We start from the raw sequence: 19,201 nt of genomic DNA, 5'->3' as shown, positions 1-19,201 counted from the left end.
GGCAAAGAACAATGTTTGCTTTCAAATCCTTACTTAATATGCCGCGCTTTGAGGCCATTGCGGTGGCCTTAGCTTTGGTGGCAGCAATGGGTTATACGATTATTTCGCTTGAATGGCTGCCGCATATGTCGATTGTGACGGCGATCGTGGTCTTGCTTTTGTACGGTTTGATGCGTGGCTTGAAATATCAAGACATGCAAAACGGTATGATCGGCGCGGTCGGGCAGGGCATGGGCGCGATTTATCTGTTTTTCTTTATCGGCCTGATGGTCAGCGCGCTGATGATGAGTGGTGCGATTCCGACGCTGATGTATTACGGTTTCGGATTGATTTCGCCGACTTATTTTTATTTCTCGGCGTTTGCGCTTTGCTCGGTCATCGGTATTTCCATCGGCAGTAGTTTGACGACTTGTGCAACTGTCGGCGTGGCATTTATGGGTATGGCGGCTGCGTTTCATGCCGATATGGCGATGACGGCAGGTGCGATTGTGTCGGGTGCGTTCTTTGGCGATAAAATGTCGCCGCTTTCCGATACGACCGGTATTTCCGCTTCGATTGTCGGCATTGATTTGTTCGAACACATCAAAAACATGATGTACACCACTGTGCCTGCGTGGTTGATCAGTGCAGCATTGATGTTGTGGCTCTTGCCTAATGTTGCCGCGCATGATATGAACAGCGTCGAAGCTTTCCGCGCGCAATTGGAAGCAACCGGTTTGGTGCATGCCTATTCGCTGATTCCGTTTGCCTTGCTGGTTGTCCTCGCCCTGATGCGCGTCAATGCCATTGTGGCCATGTTGTTTACCGTTGTGGTGGCGCTGATTGTGACTTACTTCCATAGTACGCCTGATTTGAAACAGCTGGGCGCGTGGTTTTACGGCGGATACAAACTCGAAGGCGAAGCATTTAAAGACATTGCCCGTTTGATTTCTCGCGGCGGCTTGGAAAGCATGTTCTTTACGCAAACTATTGTGATACTCGGCATGAGCTTGGGCGGCCTGTTGTTTAGCATCGGTGTGATTCCGTCTTTGTTGGAGGCCATTCGTGCGTTCCTGACCAATGCCGGACGCGCTACTTTCAGCGTGGCCATGACATCGGTTGGTGTTAACTTCCTGATTGGCGAGCAATATTTGAGTATTCTGCTTTCCGGCGAAACCTTTAAGCCGGTTTATGACAAGCTTGGTCTGCATTCGCGCAACCTTGCCCGTACGCTTGAAGATGCGGGTACTGTCATCAACCCGTTGGTGCCTTGGAGCGTCTGCGGCGTATTTATCAGCCATGCCTTGGGTGTGCCCGTTTGGGAATATCTGCCTTACGCCTTCTTCTGCTACTTGAGCTTGGCTCTGACGCTGGTGTTTGGCTGGACAGGACTGACTTTGAGTAAGAAGTAAACAGCATTTAAAATAGCAATGCTTTTATAAAACAAGGCCGTCTGAAAACAACTTCAGACGGCCTTGTTTACTTAAAGTAGCCGTATCAACATGATTTCACTATAATTGCTGCGCCAATAAAAAAATAATCCAAACAATGAACAAACAAATCCGCCAAGAAATTTTCGAGCGTTTCCGCGCTGCCAATCCTCATCCGACTACCGAGTTGAATTTCAGCTCGCCATTTGAGCTGCTTATCGCCGTTTTATTGTCTGCACAAGCAACTGATGTCGGCGTGAACAAAGCGACTGCCAAACTCTTTCCCGTTGCCAATACGCCGCAAGCTATGTTGGATTTGGGGCTGGACGGCGTGATGGAATACACCAAAACCATAGGCCTCTACAAAACCAAGTCCAAACACATCATGCAGACTTGCCGTATTTTGCTGGAGAAATATAACGGTGAAGTACCTGCCGACCGAGAGGCTTTGGAATCTTTGCCCGGTGTTGGCCGTAAAACAGCCAATGTGGTGTTGAATACTGCATTCGGGCAACCTGTTATGGCGGTCGATACCCATATTTTCCGTGTGGCCAACCGCACCAAAATCGCGCCGGGCAAGGATGTGCGTGAAGTTGAAGACAAGCTGATGCGCTTTATTCCCAAAGAATTTTTGATGGATGCCCATCACTGGTTGATTTTGCATGGCCGCTATACGTGTAAGGCTTTGAAACCGCAATGCAGCAAATGTTTGATTAACGATTTGTGCGAATATCCGGCAAAAATGTAAATAAAAAAACATAAAAAAGGCCGTCTGAATTTCAGACGGCCTTTGATTTGGCTACGATTAGTCGGCAACTGCCATCAGGCTGGCGTTACCACCGGCAGCGGTAGTATTGATACTGCAAGAGATTTCTTCAAATACTTGCAGGATATCCAGACCTTGTTCAGAAGGCAGGATGCGGATGAGCGCACCGTCGCGGCCGGCCAACTCTTGTTTGCGCTCGCTGCTCAAAGGCTCGATAGCGGCAACATGGCTGATGCCTGCGTTTTCGGGTTTGCTGTTGACTTGCAACAAACCGTCCAAATCGGCTGAGTAGGAAGCCAGTGGGCTGTTTGGCTCAACAACGGTTTGGATGCCTGCGGCTGCCAGCTCGGTCAGGGCAGAGAAGGCTTGCAGCAGATTGCCGCCATGTACCCAAACACGTTCTGGAGAGCGCCAGCTCAATGAGTTGCGTTCGCCGGTCGGGCCGACCAATACGGTTTCGGCTTTGCGCAGGGTACGGACGCGTGCGTGACCCAAAGCTGCGGCTGCGGCTTTTTTCTCTTCTGCGTTAAACGGCAGTTTGTGAACCAGGGTTTCCAAACGTTTGAGCGCGTCTTCGTCTGCTTGGCCGATTCGGCTGAGGGTTGGGGCAACCCATTCAGGAGTACGAACCAGGCGTTGCAGATAGAATGAACCGCCTGCTTTTGGACCGGTACCGGACAAGCCGTGACCGCCGAAAGGTTGTACGCCGACAACAGCACCAACGATGTTGCGGTTAACGTAGATGTTACCAGCTTCGATGCGGTCGCGGATATGGTCAACAGTGCCTTCGATACGGCTGTGTACACCGCTGGTCAGAGCATAGCCTTTGGCGTTGATTTGGTCAATGAGTTGATCCAATTCGCTGGCGCGGTAGCGGACAACGTGCAGTACAGGACCGAACACTTCGCGTTGCAACTCGTTCAGGTTATTCAATTCAAACAGGATTGGACGAACGAAGGTAGAGTTGTTGTCATCAACGTCGGCGGCAGTTTTGATTTCGTGGTAAGCCTTTGCTACGCCTTTCATTTTGTTGATGTGGGCCAACAGGTTTTGTTGGGCTTCAGCATCGATGACAGGGCCAATGTCTGTGGTCAGTTGGGTCGGTTTGCCGACAACCAATTCGTCCATTGCACCTTTGATGATGTTGACCATTTTATCGGCAACATCTTCTTGAACACACAAGATACGCAGGGCGGAACAACGTTGGCCCGCGCTGTCGAAGGCAGAATTCAATACGTCGAGGCAGACTTGTTCCGGCAGGGCGGTAGAGTCCACGATCATCGCGTTTTGACCGCCGGTCTCGGCAATCAGGACAGGGCTGTCGTCGCGTTTGGACAGGGCTTTGTTGATCAGGCGCGCTACTTCGGTAGAACCGGTAAAGATCACGCCGCCGATGCGGGCATCGCCGGTCAGGGCAGAGCCGACATCGCCTGCGCCGAGTACGAGTTGCAGTGCAGAAGTCGGAATACCGGCTTGATGCATCAGGGAAACGGCGTAAGTAGCAATCAGGCTGGTTTGTTCGGCAGGTTTGGCAATAACGGTGTTACCGGCTGCCAATGCAGAAACCACTTCGCCGGTAAAGATGGCCAATGGGAAGTTCCATGGACTGATGGCAACGATTGCGCCGACGGCTTTGGCATCTTTAGGCAGGGTGTTCTCAGCTTCGTTGGCATAGTAGCGGCAGAAGTCAACGGCTTCGCGTACTTCGGCAACGGCGTTGTTCAGGGTTTTACCGGCTTCGCGGACGGCCAGCATCATCAATGCAGGCGTGTGTTGTTCCAACAAATCGGCAAAACGGCGCAGGCAGTTGGCGCGTTCTGAAGCAGGTTTGGCGCTCCACTCAGGCAGGGCGGCAACGGCTGCACCAATAGCTTCTTGAGCCAATGCCGCATCGGCAAAGCTGACAGTGCCGACAACATCGTTGTGGTCTGCAGGGTTGCGGACGGGTTGCGCTTCGCCCACGTTACGCGCTTCGCCATTAACGATAGACGCGGCGTGGAAGTCTTCGGAAGAAGCTTGGTTGAGTTTTTCTTGCAGGTTTTGCAATACGTTTTCGTTGCTGAAATCGACGCCTTGGGAGTTCAGACGGCCTTTGCCATACAAATCGCGCGGCAGAGGCAATGCCGGATGCAGGTGGATGCCTTGTTCGGCGATGGTGTCGAACGGGCTCTTAATCAGGCGGTCGATGCTGATGTTTTCGTCAACGATTTGGTTCACGAAAGAAGAGTTCGCCCCGTTTTCCAACAGACGGCGTACCAAGTAGGCAAGCAGGGTTTCGTGTGTGCCGACCGGGGCATACACGCGTACGCGACGGCCTAAGTTTTGCGGGCCGACCACTTGGTCGTACAGGGTTTCGCCCATGCCGTGCAGACATTGGTGTTCAAAGTCTTTGCCTTTACCCATTTGGTAGATTGCGCCCAAAGTGTAGGCGTTGTGGGTGGCAAATTGTGGGAACACGGCATCTTGCGCATCCAAGAGTTTGCGTGCGCAGGCGAGATAGGAGATGTCGGTATGGACTTTACGGGTGTAAGTCGGATAGCCTTCCATGCCGTCTACTTGAGCCCATTTCACTTCGCTGTCCCAGTATGCACCTTTAACCAAACGGATCATCAGTTTTTGGTTGTTGCGGCGTGCCAGGTCGATCAGATAGTCGATAACGAACGGGCAACGTTTTTGGTAGGCTTGAACAACGAAACCGATACCTTTGTAGCCGGCCAAGTCAGGATCGGAAACCAAAGCTTCCATCAAGTCCAAAGACAATTCGAGACGGTTGGCTTCTTCGGCATCGATGTTGATACCGATATCGTATTTTTTACCCAAAAGGAACAATTCTTTCAGGCGTGGCAACAATTCGCTCATAACGCGTTCGTGTTGGGCGCGTGAATAGCGTGGGTGGATGGCGGAAAGTTTAACGGAGATACCGTTGCCTTCGTAAACGCCTTGGCCTGCGGCATCTTTACCGATGGCGTGAATGGCTTGAACGTAGTCGTTGTAGTAGCGGTTGGCATCTTCTTCGGTGTATGCGGCTTCACCCAACATATCAAAAGAGAAGCGGTAACCCATTTTCTCGCGCTCTTTACCGTTTTGCAGCGCTTCTTCAATGGTTTGGCCGGTTACGAACTGTTTGCCCAACAGGCGCATGGCGTAGTTCACACCTTGACGGATCAGAGGTGCGCCACCTTTGCTGATCAGACGGCTTAATGCGGAACTCATCTGTTTGTCGTTTGTCGCGGTCAGTTTGCCGGTAATCAGCAGACCCCATGCAGCCGCGTTAACGAAGAGGGAAGGGCTATTGTTCAAGTGGCTTTTCCAGTTGCCTTCAGAGATTTTGTCGGCAATCAGGCGGTCACGGGTTGCATTATCCGGAATACGCAGCAGGGCTTCGGCCAGACACATCAGTGCAACACCTTCTTCACTGGAGAGAGAGAACTCGTGCATCAAGGCATCTACGCCGCTTGCTTTGGTGCGGCTGGAGCGGACTTGAGTAACCAAACGACGGGCAAGCTCGGAGGCGGCATTGCGTTCTTCGTCGGTCATCTGTGCACGTTGCAACATATCCTGAACGGCCTCGATTTCATCGCGGCGGTAGGCATCAGTTACAGCTTGACGCAGAGGAGTTTGTGTTGGAAAAGCGAAGTTAAACATTATTTATGTTCTCCAAAGGTTTTTTCATGGTTTCAGACGGCCTGAATTAAGACTGCTAAAACAAGCATTCTGAAGGATAGTAATATCGTAATAAAATTATGATGCGGATACAAGATGCATCCGCATAAATTGCTGTTTTTTCTGATAAGGCTCAGATTATTTTGAAACAGTTTATGTCGTAAAGACGGCCTGCACGGAATCATGCAGGCCGTCTGAAAACGTCTTATTTAGAGGCGCGGTATTCTGCGTCTGCTTTTTCGAAACGTTCTTGCAATTCGCGTGAAGGTTTTTTGTCGATCAGGGACACCAAAACAATCACGAGTGTGCAAATGATAAAGCCGGGGACGATTTCATAGACAGTAGCGAAACCTGTTTCTTGTGCGGCCAAAGCAGGTTTTTTGATCCACTCAGCCCAAACTACTACAGTCAGTGCACCTGCAATCATGCCGGAGAGTGCGCCGTAGGCAGTAATGCGTTTCCACAGTACAGACAGGATAACGACCGGGCCGAATGCGGCACCAAAGCCAGCCCATGCGTAAGCTACCAAGCCTAATACTTTGCTTTCAGGATCAGAAGCAATCAGGATGGAAATCACGGCAATCGCCAATACCATCAGACGGCCAATCCATACCAATTCAGCTTGTTGTGCTTTTTTACGCAGGAAGCCTTTATAGAAGTCTTCGGTAATCGCGCTGGAGCAAACCAACAATTGGCAAGACAGGGTAGACATTACGGCGGCGAGAATCGCGCTCAAGATGATACCGGCAATCCAAGGGTTGAAGAGCAGGGTAGCCAAAGCGATGAAGATACGTTCGTGGTTGCCGTTCATTTCATCAACGTGGGCAGGGTTGGCGCCGAAGTAAGCGATACCGAAGTAGCCGACAGCCACGGCACCGGCCATACACAGAACCATCCAGGTCATACCGATACGGCGTGCAGAAACCAGAGATTTAGCGCTTTCAGCAGCCATGAAACGGGCCAAAATGTGTGGTTGGCCGAAATAGCCCAAGCCCCAAGCGGCGGTAGAGATAATGCCGATGAAAGTAGTACCGGCAAACAGGCTGCCGTATTCTTTACCGGTAGAAGCGGCAACTTGTTGGATGGCAGCGTTCATTTGATCAGCACCGCCCAAACCCAAGTACACCATGACAGGAGTCAGTACCAATGCAAAAATCATCAAAGAAGCTTGCAGGGTATCGGTCCAGCTTACTGCCAAGAAACCGCCCAAGAAAGTGTAGGCGATGGTCGCGCCGGCACCCAGCCACATGGCTTGAGTGTAAGACATACCGTGGAACAGGCTTTGGAACAGGGTAGCACCGGCTACGATGCCTGAAGCACAGTAAATAGTGAAGAAGAACAAGATAATCAGTGCGGAAACCACTTTCATCAAGTGACCGCCGGCACCGAAGCGGTGGAAGAAGTAATCAGGAAGCGTCAGTGCGTTGTTGGCGTATTCGGTATGCACGCGCAAACGGCCTGCAACCAAGAGCCAGTTGAGGTATGCACCCACAATCAGACCAATGGCAATCCAAGCTTCATTCAAACCGCTCAGGTAAATGGCACCTGGCAAACCCATCAAAAGCCAACCTGACATATCGGAAGCACCGGCAGACATCGCGGTCACGAACGGACCTAAGCTGCGGCCGCCGAGAATGTAGTCGTCGAAGTTTCGTGTTGAAAAATAGGCGGCGAGGCCGATCAGTAATACGGCGACCAAATAGATCGCGAAAGTGATATACATGGGATTCATGTACTTATTCCTCATCTAACTTTTAAAACGGGTTTGAAATTGCAAGCAATTCATACCCAAACTTTTTTCTAATAAAAATACAGCTTAAAAATCCTGTTTTTTGCGAGAGAGACAGGATAAATTATTTTCAAATACAATAAAATACGAAATTTTAATGCATTAAATTGTAAATAATTTAAACCAGCATACCGTAAAAAGTCGCTTTTGCAAAGCGAAGAACTCAGCCTTTATTCGAAATTGATGCCGCCTTTTGGCTAAGTCATTTAAAAACATAAAAATATATAAATTTTTACCGATGATGACGAAGGAAAGTGTGTGAAACTATCTTTCCTGATGTTTTTTGGGGATTAAAGAGAAAAAGTAATTAAACGACTTGGACTTTCAGACGGCCTTGTGCAGAAACCCCGTATCTGTGTCGGGCAAATACGGGATTTTTAGAAAAAAAGACTACATTAAATAGAAAAATCGTCTTTTAGTAAGTGTTTGTAAGCAAAGAGATAAGAGGCTGCGACAAAGGATGACCCGCCCAGGACGTTGCCTAAGAAAACGGGAATCATATTGTAGAAAAATTGACCCCAGCTGACGTTTGCGCCCGCCCAAATGCCGGCCGGAATGATGAACATATTGGCAACAAAGTGTTGAAAGCCGATTAATACGAAGATCATAACAGGGAACCACATGGCTAAGATTCGTCCTGAAGTATGGCGTGCGCCGAAGTAAAACCAGATGCCCATACACACCATCCAGTTACATGCGATGGCAGAAACGAATGCGCGGCCGAAGTCCATATTGACTTTAGCTTCGGCAATGGCAATGGTTTTCGCTGCGGCCGGTCCTTCGGCAAGGCCAACGTAGTGGCCGAGGAAATAGGCCATGGCAACGGCGCCTGCCAGATTGCCCAAGCTGACAATGAGCCAGTTGCGTACCAGTTTGTAGGTGCTGACACGGCCGGTTAATCTGCCCAAAGCCATAATCATCATATTGCCTGTTGCCAACTCGCCGCCGCCGATTAAGATACAAATCAGTGCGATAGGGAACACGGATGCGCCCAACAGGGCGGCCAGACCGTTCCATTCGGCAGGAATGCCGCTGATGACGCGCAGGCAGGCAAGATAACCGAAGCCGACATAACCGCCGCCCAAGAAACTCAAAATCACCAACATCTTGATGCTGAATTCAGATTTGGCGCAACTTTTGCCGATGGCGTCCTGCAAAATTTCATGAGGGAACAGGTCTCGTGTGTCCATGAAGTTTCCTTAAGGTTAATATAAGAATAAAAATATCTTTCTTTATCATGCGGATGGCGAGTTTGCCTGAGAATATGGCAAACAGGAAATAACGGCTGATTGTAAGGATAGAAGCGTAGGTTATATATTGGCAGCCGATGTGTGAAAGGCCGTCTGAAAGCAATACTTTCAGACGGCCTTTAGATGGGGGAATGGGAATTATAAGCGCGTTACGCTTAAAACGCCTTTGATGTCGCCCAAGCTGGCTAATACGCGCGGCAGGTCGTTGACTTGGCGGACTTCAAGGGTAAAGCGCATACTGGCTTCCAAATCGCGCGATTGGGTTTGCACCGCGGTAACGTTGAGTTTATGACGCGCCAGCGCATCCGAAACGTCGCGCAGCAAACCGGAGCGGTCTTGAGCGCGGATTTCGACATCGACGGCAAATACTTGTCCTTCTTGCAAGGCTGCCCAGCTTGCATTCAACACTTTTTCCGGAGCCTGCTCGGCGAGGTGGCGGAAAGAAGGGCAGGTGCAGCGATGGACGGAAATACCGCGGTCGCGTGTAACGAAACCGATAATGTCGTCAGGAGGTGCTGGTTTGCAGCATTTGGCAAGCGTGGTCATCAGGCCGTCTTCGCCGTCAATCAAAATGCCATTTTTGCCGCCTTTTTTGATTTTGGACTGCTTGACGATATTGGTTTCATCAATCGGCACGGGAGGCGGTTCATTCAGCGCGCCGCAGGCTTTGTGGATGGCGCGGTTGGAAACTTCGCCCTGACCGATGGCCGTATAGAGTTCGTCGGTTTTTTTGAAGCCGAGTTTTTCCGCCAATGCTTGCAGATTGGGTTTTGGGAAGATTTTTGACAACTGTTTGTCCAATTGGGCGCGGCCTTCTTCGCGCACGGTATCTGCATTTTGCTGGCGGATATAGGCACGGATTTTGCTGATGGCGCGGTTGGATTTGACCCAGCCTTCGTAGAGCCAGTTGACGGAAGGATTTCCCTCTTTGGCGGTAATGATTTCAACGCGTTGTCCGTTTTCCAACGGCGTTGACAGCGGCACGATTTGTCCTTCGACTTTTGCGCCGCGGCAACGGTCGCCTACGCTGCTGTGCAGGGCATAGGCAAAGTCGATGGGGGTGGCGCCCGTAGGCAGGGAGAGGACTTTGCCGTGCGGAGTCAAAACATAAATCGTGTCGTTGAACAGCTCGGTTTTGAAAGCGGCGGCAAGGTCTTCTTTGCCGCTTTCGGCCATGTTTTCGCGCCAGTCCAAGAGTTGGCGCAACCAAGCGATTTTCTGTTCATAGGCGGAATCACCCTTGCCACCTTCTTTATAACGCCAGTGGGCGGCAACACCGAATTCGTTGAATTGGTGCATGTCGAAGGTGCGGATTTGGACTTCCACACCTTTGTCTTCCGGGCCGACGATGACAGTGTGCAAACTTTTATAGCCGTTGCCTTTTGGGTTGGCGATATAGTCGTCGAACTCGCCCGGAATCGGCTGCCAGAGGCTGTGGACAATGCCCAAGGTGGTGTAACACTCGGGAATGGTGTCCACCAAAATCCGTACGGCACGGATGTCGAACAGGCCGTCGAAAGTGAGCTTTTTCTTCACCATTTTTTTGTAAATGGAGTAGATGTGCTTCGGTCTTCCGGCAACTTCAAAATGAATATTGTATTTTTTCAGTTCCGTACGCAGGATATTGAGGAAGTTTTCGATGTATTCGAGGCGCTCGGTGCGTTTTTCGTCCAAAAGTAGGGCGATTTCGCGGTATTTTTCCGGCTCTTGATGACGGAAGCCCAAGTCTTCGAGCTGCCATTTGAGTTGCCACACGCCCAAGCGGTTGGCGAGCGGGGCAAAAATGTCGAGGGTTTCTTTGGCAACGGCGCGTTTTTCAGGATTGTCGGGAACGTTGCTTAAGAATTGCAGGGTGCGCGTGCGCATCGCCAGTTTGATCAGGACGACGCGGATGTCGGTAACCATCGCCAACAGCATTTTGCGCATGGTTTCGGCTTGTTGGCTGCGTTCTTCCGGCGTGGCAAGGCTATCCACGCGGGCGAATTGGGTCAGTTTTTGTACTTCGTCTACGCCTTTGACCAGCTCGCAAACGGTGCTGTTGCAGCGTTCGGCAACCAATTCTTGCCAAGTGGGAACGTATTTGCCGATGTCGGACAAAATCGTAGCCGCCACGGCATCGGGCAATAAGTCGAGTTCGCTGACGATTTGCATCGAGCCGAGGAAATGTTCCATTAAAGGCTCGCCGTAAGTCGTTAGGGCATCGGCGGGATAATGTTCTTTAGCCAGGTCAAAGGCCGTCTGAATCAGGTTTTTATCGGGATCAGGCAGCGCGGCAACATAGCTGTCGAACCATGCGAGGAGGCCTTCCAGCGTTACGCTCGATGTTTGGGGCGTTTGGCGAATAGTGGTCATGGCGTGCGTTTTTTTCTTTTTGATAAAAACGTTGCCATTGTAACAGTTTATTGCCGGCAGCCCTAGATTTGTATGCGAAGGTGGCACTATGTTTCAGGAAGCCTTGTTTCAGACGGCCTTGGGTGTTATGGTTAACCGTTTTGAAATTTTAAGGAGTATTTTGATGAAACTGTATATTTACGACCATTGCCCGTTTTGCGTTCGTGCAAGGATGATTTTCGGCTTGCGCGATGTGGCGGTGGAAGAGGTCGTCTTAGCAAACGATGATGAAGCTACGCCGATTGGCATGATTGGTTCAAAACAAGTGCCGATTTTGCAAAAAGAAGACGGTTCGTTTATGGGCGAGAGTTTGGATATTGTCCGTTACATCGATCAAGGCCGTCTGAAAGAAGAAGTTCGTCCAGAAGTACAGGCTTGGTTGGACAAAGTGGGTGAATACAATAACAAATTGGTACAGCCGCGCATGGTCAAAATCGGCCTGCCCGAATTTGAGACTGATGAAGCGAAAAAATACTTTATCGACAAAAAAGAGAAAAGTATCGGCAATTTCGAGACTAATCTGAACAAAACGGCGCAATATCTGGAGCGTCTGCATCAAGACTTGGCAGAACTGGAAGCGCTGGTGTGCGAAGGCGAGGGCTTGGGCGGTGAAATCAGTTTGGAAGATATCCTGACTTTCCCTATTTTGCGCAACCTGACCGTTGTGCGCGGTATTCAATGGCCGCAAAAATTGATGGATTATTTGCTGGCGATGAGCGAGCGATCCGGCGTGGCTCTGTATTTTGACCGCGCGTTGTAATGAATGTTTGAGACATAAAAAAGGCCGTCTGAAAATGTTCAGACGGCCTTTCGTTTAATAAGCAATCGTATCGGCAACCTGTGACAAACCGTTTTCCAACGATTCGAGCATGGCGGTATAGCCGTCGCCTTGCTGCGGCGTGACGGCGTTAAACGGTTTGCTGCGTCCGTCCGGCCATTGTGCATAACCGCTGATGGTGGTCTGCCCCTGATAGCTGCCTTGGAAGGCTTCGATATAGACTTTTAGGGTTTGGCTGCTTTGGCTGCGTGAAGCAGGGACGAAAGTATGGCGCGGATTGAGGCGGTTGAGCTTGTTGCTGAGGTTGGCCGCCAACGCGCCATCGAGTGGTGCCGCCCAAAGGTGGTTTTTCGCCAGATTCACATGATAGGCATCGGTTTGGTAAACGAGGCCGCCGTTGGCAAGCGGTTCGGCAAGGTTGACTTTGACCGCGATTTCGTTGCCATACGCAGCCGGACGGATGTACTGGCTGTCGGGCAGGACGAAATATTGTGTGCTTTGAGCAGTGCCGCAGGCGGCAAGCGTCAGGGCGGCGGCAATCGGGAAGAGGCGCATTATCGGCTTCCTTTCGGGATAGGGTCTTTGCTGCTGCTGTTGAAAATCAGCGCGTTGGGTTTTTCTTTCAAAGTATTAATCACGGGTTGAACGTCTTTTAAGGTTTTGTCCAAACTTTGCAGCGTATTTTGTACGTCGCCGTAGATAGGCGATTGAGGCGATACGCCTTGCAGGGTTTGACGCAACTCTTTCAGGGTTTGGTTCAACTCGTTCGGAATGTTTTGTGTCTGCGGTTTGCCGACCAGTTTGTCGATAGAGCTTAAAGCAGCATTGGCAGATTTGAGTGTGGATTTGAGCTCGGCAAGCGAACCGTTCAAGCCGGCAACGGTTTTATCCAATGGCAGATTGTTGAACTTGTCTAACAAATCGGCCACTTTTGCCTGCAAATCGTCCAAACCGCCGCCTTGGGTCGCGATAACGGTATCGCCTGCATAAACGGTATGCGGTCGCAGCTTAGGCGAGGCGGAAGGTTGATCGTTCAACTCAATCATTTTGCTGCCGGTCAGCAGGTTGTTGCTGGAGATGGTGGCGGTCAGGCCTTTGTTTAAGGCCGTCTGAAATTGTTGTTTCCAATGTTCTTTGCTTTGCTCGTCGGCATTGATTTCCAAACGGGAAGGCTCGATGCGGATGCGTACGGGAATCCAACCGTTTTCAAACAAATGCAGGCTGTCGTTGCGGTCGAAATAAGGGACATCGGAAACCACGCCGACATTCAGGCCTTTGTATTCGACAGGCGAACCGGCAGACAGGCCGCGTACGGATTGTTTGAAGAATGCGGTGTAGTACAGCGAGCGGTCGTCAGGCAGGTTGGCGACTTCGCTGCGGCTGTCATAAAGCGTGAAGCTGTCTTCGCTTTTGACGTTTTTGCTGTCGCTTGTTTTGGGCGAATCAAACGAAATCGCACCGGACAGCAGGGCAGGCAGAGGGGCGGAATTGAGTTTGACACCACTGCCTGTGGTTTCGATATTAATGCCGCTTTCCAGCCAAAAACGGCTGGCGGAATTAATCAGTTTGTCGTTGGGGCTTTGAATGAAAATGGTGTAATGCACGCTTTGGTCGGACGGGTCGAAATGCGCGCTTTCTACTTGACCGACCATAAAGTTTTCATACAAAACAGGGCTGCTGACGTTGAGGATGCGGTCGTTTTTGCCGATCAAATTCAGGCGCAGGCCGCTTTGACCGATGGCGGCAATCGGCGGAATGTCTTGGACGACAAATACATCTTTGGTTTCTTGGCTTTTGCCCGGTGTAAATGCAATATATGAGCCGGAAAGCAAGGTTCCCAAGCCGGTAACGCCACTTTGGTCGATACGCGGTTTGACCACCCAAAATTGGGTATCACTGCGGATAAGGTCTTTGGCGTCGGCGCTGAGCTGGGCAGTAACTTCCACGCCTTTTTGGTCGTCGCGCAATTTGATGCGGGTAACGCGTCCGACATCGACGTTCAACACCTTAATAACGGTGTTGTTGACTTCGATGCCTTCGGCGCTGTCCATCAACAGTGTAACGACAGGGCCGCGGTTGCGGATGTCTTTAACCAAAAGCCAGCCGCCGGCAATTAGCGCAATCAGCGGAATCAGCCACACGATAGACGTGAAGACATTGGTTTTCTTGACACGCGCTGGGGCATGATAATTGGGTGAAGAATCGTGTTTTTTCATTGTGTTAAGGTCTGGTCAGAATCAAGGCCGTCTGAAAGCTGCTGTTGCTTGTCCCAAATCAGACGGGGATCGAAATAATAGGCCGAAAGCATGGTCAAAATAACAACCAGGCAGAAGTAAATCGCCGCACCACCCGGCACGACGCGCGCCATATTGGTGTGGAACGAACTCATCAAAATAATAATCACAAAAATATCAATCATCGACCAGCGGCCGATGGATTCGGTGATCCGATACAAAACCGACATCTTTTCCGCGCTCATCACGGGTTTGAAGTATGCGGAATAAATCAAAACCGCCATCGCAATAATCTTCAAAACCGGCACCATAATACTGGCACTAAAGATAATCACGGCAATCAACCGATCGCCATCGTCCCACATATAAACAATGCCGTTGAAAATCGTGTTGATCTCCAAAGCCGTCGGATTGGACGAAATCATAATCGGCAGGATGTTGGCAGGGAAATACAGGATAAACGCCGCCATTAAAAACGCCAGCGAAATGCTCAGGCTTTTCGGGCGGCGGCGGTATAAGTCTGCGCCGCATACGCCGCAAGGCTGCTCGTCTTTATTGCGGAAATACAGGCAGCGGCTGCAACAGATTTTGTCTTCAGTGGCCGTCTGAACCGCATGGCCGCCGGTTAAACGGTGAATCTTATAATAAACCCAATGCTGCGGAATCGATACCGAAGTCCGAATCAGCATGACCGACAGCGGAAACATCAGATAAAACGCTGAGCCGAATTCCACTGTAGCAACGGACGAGAGCTTGATATATGCCACCAAAGTGGAAATGAAAAACACATCCACCATAATCCAATGACGCAGCCGAACCAATACACGCGTTGCAAAGCGCAGCGCAGGGTAGGCCTTTTCGCGTATCAAAGCCGTATAAACATAAAGGCAGAGCAGCAGAAACAGTAAGGGCGCGCCGAAGGTGAGGATAAACATCACTTCCGCCAGAAAACCGTAATCCAGCGAAATCAAAAGCCGCATCATTTGCGGCAACGACAAAATCGATGTTACGCCGAACAAATCCACGCGGATATACACCATATTGTACGCGAACGCCATCAGAATCAAGGTTGTCAGCGCATAGGCAATCGGCGCGATATACGGATTGTTTTCCACCTCCACAATTTCATGGTTGCACACCGGACAATGCGCTTCCTGTCCCTGACGCAGGCGCGGAATATCCATACGGCAGCCGCAATCCGGGCATTCCACCGTATGTGCAGGCAGCGTCGCATCAGGAAGATAAGACTTGTAGCGCCACCAGCGATGGTAGGCAGGAATCCGTTTCATGGTTCGGCAGGGGATAAAGAAGGTGCAAAGAATGTCGCATTATAAAGGAAAACAGAAGGATAGCCCAAATTTAGGTCGATATTTGATTGAATGGCGGCTGCTTAATAAGGTTTGGGCCGTCTGAAAAGTTTGAAAAGGGTTTAGAAGGTTATTGCTATGGGCTGTTAAATTTTATTAATAGGTCTTAGTTTGGTTTATTGTTATTATATTAAAAATAATATATATTCTCAATATTTAAAAACACGATGAGTCTTGTAGATCTGTGGAAGGTACGCGGTCAACGAATCTGAAGCAGGTTAAAAATTATCTTCTTTGTTTTTAAAACGATTCTTTTCAAATTAGACGGTATTTTTAACTATAAAGGCCGTCTGAAACCATTAGTCTCTTAATTCAAAGGAAACATCATGAGTGAAACACAAGAGCTGACTTTCGCCAAACGCTTGAAAGAGCAAACCACAGTTACACACGACAGCGTTGATAACTTGGTTATGTTTGTTCAGCCTTTCGTCAGCAAAGAAAACTACATCAAATTTTTGAAACTCCAATCAGTCTTCCACAAAGCTGTCGATCACATCTATAAAGATGCCGAATTAAACAAAGCCATTCCCGAACTCGAATACATGGCGCGTTACGATGCCGTAACCCAAGACCTAAAAGACTTGGGTGAAGAGCCTTACAAATTCGACAAAGAATTGCCGCATGAAACAGGCAATAAAGCCATCGGCTGGCTCTATTGCGCCGAAGGTTCAAATTTGGGTGCTGCTTTCTTGTTCAAACACGCTCAAAAACTCGAATACAACGGCGAACACGGCGCACGCCACCTGGCCCCGCATCCCAACGGCCGCGGCAAACACTGGCGCGCCTTCGTCGAGCACCTGAATGCCCTGAACTTAACTCCGGAAGCTGAAGCAGAAGCCATTCAAGGCGCGCGCGAAGCTTTTGAATTCTATAAAGTGATTCTGCGCGAAACCTTCGGTCTGCCGAAAGGTGCGGAAGCGCCTGAAGGTATGACGCCGCACAGACTCTAAAAAATAATTAAATCAAACAGACAAGGTCTCGGCGTAGATGTTTGCAGGGGCCTTTAATTACACAACAAAGTTTTGTTTGAACGGGTTGCTGTCTTATTAATCATTAATGATTATCAGAAATTTTTTATGCATTAACTGATGGATGAACAATCCATTACATCTTGAGTTGATAATATGAAACCATTACAAATGCTTCCTATTGCCGCACTGGTCGGCAGTATTTTTGGCAATCCAGTATTAGCAGCAGATGAAGCTGCAACTGAAACCACACCCGTTAAAGCAGAGATAAAAGAAGTCCGCGTTAAAGGTCAGCGCAATGCGCCTGCAGCCGTGGAACGTGTCAACCTTGGCCGTATCCAACAAGAAATGGTACGTGACAACAAAGACTTGGTACGTTATTCCACCGACGTTGGCTTGAGCGACAGTGGTCGCCATCAAAAAGGCTTTGCCGTACGCGGCGTGGAAGGCAACCGTGTCGGCGTCAGCATTGACGGCGTAAACCTGCCTGATTCTGAAGAAAACTCGCTGTATGCCCGTTATGGCAACTTCAACAGCTCGCGTCTGTCTATCGACCCCGAACTCGTGCGCAACATCGAAATCGTGAAGGGCGCAGACTCTTTCAATACCGGTAGCGGTGCATTGGGTGGCGGTGTGAATTACCAAACCTTGCAAGGTCATGATTTGCTGTTGCCTGAGCGTCAGTTCGGCGTGATGATGAAAAACGGTTACAGCAGCCGCAACCGCGAATGGACAAATACACTTGGGTTCGGTTTGAACAACGACCGCGTGGATGCCGCTTTGCTGTATTCGCAACGTCGCGGCCATGAGACTGAAAGCGCGGGCGAGCGTGGTTATCCGGTAGAGGGCGCCGGCAGCGGAGCGAATATCCGTGGTTCTGCGCGCGGTATTCCTGACCCGTCCAAACATAAATACCACAGCTTCTTGGGTAAGATTGCTTACCAAATCAACGACAACCATCGTATCGGCGCATCTCTCAACGGTCAGCAGGGCCACAATTACACGATCGAAGAGTCTTATAACCTGACCGCTTCTTCTTGGCGCGAAGCCGATGACGTAAACAGACGGCGCAATGCTAACCTGTTTTACGAGTGGACGCCCGATTCGAATTGGTTGTCGTTGTTGAAAGCGGACTTCGATTATCAGAAAACCAAAGTAGCGGCGGTTAACAACAAAGGCTCGTTCCCGATGGATTATTCTACCTGGACGCGCAACTATAATCAGAAGGATTTGGACGAAATCTACAACCGCAGCATGGATACAACCTTCAAACGCATTACATTGCGTATGGATAGCCAACCGTTGCAAATGGGCGGCCAACATCGCTTGTCGTTTAAAACTTTCGCCAGCCAGCGTGAGTTTGAAAACTTAAACCGCGACGACTACTACTTCAGCGGCCGTATTTTACGCACGTCCAGCACGATTCAGCATCCAGTGAAAACCAACAACTACGGTTTCTCGCTGTCTGACCAAATCCAATGGAACGACGTGTTCAGCAGCCGCGCAGGTATCCGTTACGACTACACCAAAATGACGCCGCAGCAACTGAATGCCGAGTGTCATGCTTGTGACAAAACACCACCTGCAGCCAACACTTATAAAGGCTGGAGCGGTTTTGTCGGCTTGGCTGCACAGCTGAGTCAGACATGGCGTTTGGGTTACGATGTAACTTCCGGTTTCCGCGTGCCGAATGCGTCTGAAGTGTATTTCACTTACAACCACGGCTCAGGTAACTGGTTGCCTAATCCGAACCTGAAAGCCGAGCGCAGCACCACCCATACCCTTTCTCTGCAAGGCCGCAGCGAAAAAGGTACTTTGGATGCCAACCTGTATCAAAGCAATTACCGCAACTTCTTGTCTGAAGAGCGGACGCTGACCACCAGCGGCGATGTCGGCTGTACTCAGATGAATTACTACTATGGTATTTGTAGCAATCCTTATTCCGAAAAACTGGATTGGCAGATGCAAAACATTGACAAGGCCCGAATCCGTGGTCTTGAGCTGACAGGCCGACTGAATTTGGGACAAGTGGTTTCTTTCGTACCTGAAGGCTGGAAACTGTTTGGTTCTGTCGGTTACGCGAAGAGCAAACTGTCAGGCAACAACAGCCTGTTGTCCACTCAGCCTCTGAAAGTGATTGCCGGTGTCGATTACGAGAGCCCGAGCGAAAAATGGGGTGTATTCTCCCGCCTGACTTATTTGGGTGCGAAAAAAGCTAAAGATGCGCAGTACACCGTGTTTGAAAACAACGGTTGGGGTACGCCTTTGCAAGAAAAAGTAGTAGATTATCCATGGCTGAACAAATCGGCTTATGTGTTTGATATGTACGGCTTCTACAAACCGGCTAAAAACCTGACTTTGCGTGCCGGCGTATACAATATGTTCAACCGCAAATACACCACTTGGGACTCCCTGCGCGGCCTGTACAGCTATAGCACCACCAACGGCGTTGACCGCGATGGCAAAGGCTTAGACCGCTATCGCGCCCCAGGCCGCAATTACGCCGTATCTCTGGAATGGAAATTCTAAGCAGTTAACGGATAGCTAAAGGCCGTCTGAAAGTTTTAATGACTTTCAGACGGCCTT

The 19,201-nt window shown here is 50.0% G+C and carries 12 protein-coding genes; 5 read left to right on the top strand and 7 right to left on the bottom strand.

Going from position 1 to position 19,201, the window contains the following annotated elements:
• Positions 1–11: 11 nt before the first annotated feature.
• Both nhaC and nth read left to right on the top strand, forming a co-directional pair.
• Positions 12–1,391 carry a Na+/H+ antiporter NhaC gene (gene nhaC / locus ACTHUR_RS10010; protein WP_039862424.1) on the top strand — a complete coding sequence of 460 codons (1,380 nt, stop codon included), beginning with the start codon at positions 12–14 and terminating at the stop codon, positions 1,389–1,391.
• Between the two features lie 136 nt (positions 1,392–1,527).
• Entirely contained in the window at positions 1,528–2,157 is a 630-nt protein-coding gene (nth, locus tag ACTHUR_RS10005; RefSeq protein ID WP_049323145.1) for an endonuclease III, read from the top strand.
• Between the two features lie 57 nt (positions 2,158–2,214).
• Here nth and putA read toward each other — a convergent pair whose 3' ends face one another.
• The 4 genes from putA to ACTHUR_RS09985 form a co-directional block, all read right to left on the bottom strand.
• Positions 2,215–5,820, bottom strand: a complete 3,606-nt coding sequence (gene putA, locus ACTHUR_RS10000; protein WP_049344640.1) for a bifunctional proline dehydrogenase/L-glutamate gamma-semialdehyde dehydrogenase PutA — start codon at positions 5,818–5,820, stop codon at positions 2,215–2,217.
• A gap of 223 nt (positions 5,821–6,043) precedes the next feature.
• Positions 6,044–7,570 carry a sodium/proline symporter PutP gene (gene putP, locus ACTHUR_RS09995; RefSeq protein WP_049336262.1) on the bottom strand — a complete coding sequence of 509 codons (1,527 nt, stop codon included), beginning with the start codon at positions 7,568–7,570 and terminating at the stop codon, positions 6,044–6,046.
• Between the two features lie 452 nt (positions 7,571–8,022).
• Positions 8,023–8,817: a formate/nitrite transporter family protein gene (locus ACTHUR_RS09990; protein ID WP_004520655.1), complete on the bottom strand. Its 795-nt coding sequence runs from the start codon at positions 8,815–8,817 to the stop codon at positions 8,023–8,025.
• 198 nt (positions 8,818–9,015) lie between these two features.
• On the bottom strand, positions 9,016–11,229 hold the full coding sequence (locus ACTHUR_RS09985) for a RelA/SpoT family protein (protein WP_070695305.1): 2,214 nt from the start codon (positions 11,227–11,229) through the stop codon (positions 9,016–9,018).
• 88 nt (positions 11,230–11,317) lie between these two features.
• Here ACTHUR_RS09985 and ACTHUR_RS09980 point away from each other — a divergent pair, with 88 nt between their 5' ends.
• The gene (locus ACTHUR_RS09980) at positions 11,318–12,028 is read left to right on the top strand and encodes a GrxB family glutaredoxin (protein WP_070695306.1); all 711 of its coding nucleotides are present in this window, start codon (positions 11,318–11,320) and stop codon (positions 12,026–12,028) included.
• A 54-nt stretch (positions 12,029–12,082) separates the two neighbouring features.
• On the opposite strand, the gene ACTHUR_RS09975 is transcribed toward ACTHUR_RS09980, so the two are convergent.
• Genes ACTHUR_RS09975 through ACTHUR_RS09965 form a run of 3 tightly spaced genes read right to left on the bottom strand, consistent with a single transcriptional unit; the run spans position 12,083 to position 15,569 of the window.
• Entirely contained in the window at positions 12,083–12,601 is a 519-nt protein-coding gene (locus tag ACTHUR_RS09975; RefSeq protein WP_070695307.1) for a PqiC family protein, read from the bottom strand.
• Entirely contained in the window at positions 12,601–14,262 is a 1,662-nt protein-coding gene (gene pqiB / locus ACTHUR_RS09970) for an intermembrane transport protein PqiB (protein ID WP_049336255.1), read from the bottom strand. The genes ACTHUR_RS09975 and pqiB overlap by 1 nt, the downstream gene beginning before the upstream one ends.
• Positions 14,259–15,569 carry a paraquat-inducible protein A gene (locus tag ACTHUR_RS09965; protein WP_079453695.1) on the bottom strand — a complete coding sequence of 437 codons (1,311 nt, stop codon included), beginning with the start codon at positions 15,567–15,569 and terminating at the stop codon, positions 14,259–14,261. The genes pqiB and ACTHUR_RS09965 overlap by 4 nt, the downstream gene beginning before the upstream one ends.
• A gap of 404 nt (positions 15,570–15,973) precedes the next feature.
• Between ACTHUR_RS09965 and ACTHUR_RS09960 the strand changes: the two genes are divergently transcribed.
• Entirely contained in the window at positions 15,974–16,597 is a 624-nt protein-coding gene (locus ACTHUR_RS09960) for a biliverdin-producing heme oxygenase (RefSeq protein ID WP_440361277.1), read from the top strand.
• A 174-nt stretch (positions 16,598–16,771) separates the two neighbouring features.
• A complete protein-coding gene (locus ACTHUR_RS09955; RefSeq protein ID WP_440361278.1) occupies positions 16,772–19,144 on the top strand; it encodes a TonB-dependent hemoglobin/transferrin/lactoferrin family receptor in 2,373 nt (790 codons plus the stop codon).
• Positions 19,145–19,201: the final 57 nt, after the last annotated feature.

The sequence above is a fragment of the Neisseria sp. P0021.S007 genome (genome assembly GCF_051956855.1).
The sequence above is the reverse complement of the archived record's forward strand: the minus strand, read 5'-3'. Positions and strand labels throughout refer to the sequence as shown.

Coding starts and splice junctions, on each gene's coding strand:
- ACTHUR_RS09975 (WP_070695307.1), bottom strand. CDS start 12,601: ATGCGCCTCTTCCCGATTGCCGCCGCCCTGACGCTTGCCGCCTGCGGC.
- nhaC (WP_039862424.1), top strand. CDS start 12: ATGTTTGCTTTCAAATCCTTACTTAATATGCCGCGCTTTGAGGCCATT.
- nth (WP_049323145.1), top strand. CDS start 1,528: ATGAACAAACAAATCCGCCAAGAAATTTTCGAGCGTTTCCGCGCTGCC.
- ACTHUR_RS09955 (WP_440361278.1), top strand. CDS start 16,772: ATGAAACCATTACAAATGCTTCCTATTGCCGCACTGGTCGGCAGTATT.
- ACTHUR_RS09990 (WP_004520655.1), bottom strand. CDS start 8,817: ATGGACACACGAGACCTGTTCCCTCATGAAATTTTGCAGGACGCCATC.
- putP (WP_049336262.1), bottom strand. CDS start 7,570: ATGAATCCCATGTATATCACTTTCGCGATCTATTTGGTCGCCGTATTA.
- ACTHUR_RS09960 (WP_440361277.1), top strand. CDS start 15,974: ATGAGTGAAACACAAGAGCTGACTTTCGCCAAACGCTTGAAAGAGCAA.
- putA (WP_049344640.1), bottom strand. CDS start 5,820: ATGTTTAACTTCGCTTTTCCAACACAAACTCCTCTGCGTCAAGCTGTA.
- ACTHUR_RS09985 (WP_070695305.1), bottom strand. CDS start 11,229: ATGACCACTATTCGCCAAACGCCCCAAACATCGAGCGTAACGCTGGAA.
- ACTHUR_RS09965 (WP_079453695.1), bottom strand. CDS start 15,569: ATGAAACGGATTCCTGCCTACCATCGCTGGTGGCGCTACAAGTCTTAT.
- pqiB (WP_049336255.1), bottom strand. CDS start 14,262: ATGAAAAAACACGATTCTTCACCCAATTATCATGCCCCAGCGCGTGTC.
- ACTHUR_RS09980 (WP_070695306.1), top strand. CDS start 11,318: ATGTTTCAGGAAGCCTTGTTTCAGACGGCCTTGGGTGTTATGGTTAAC.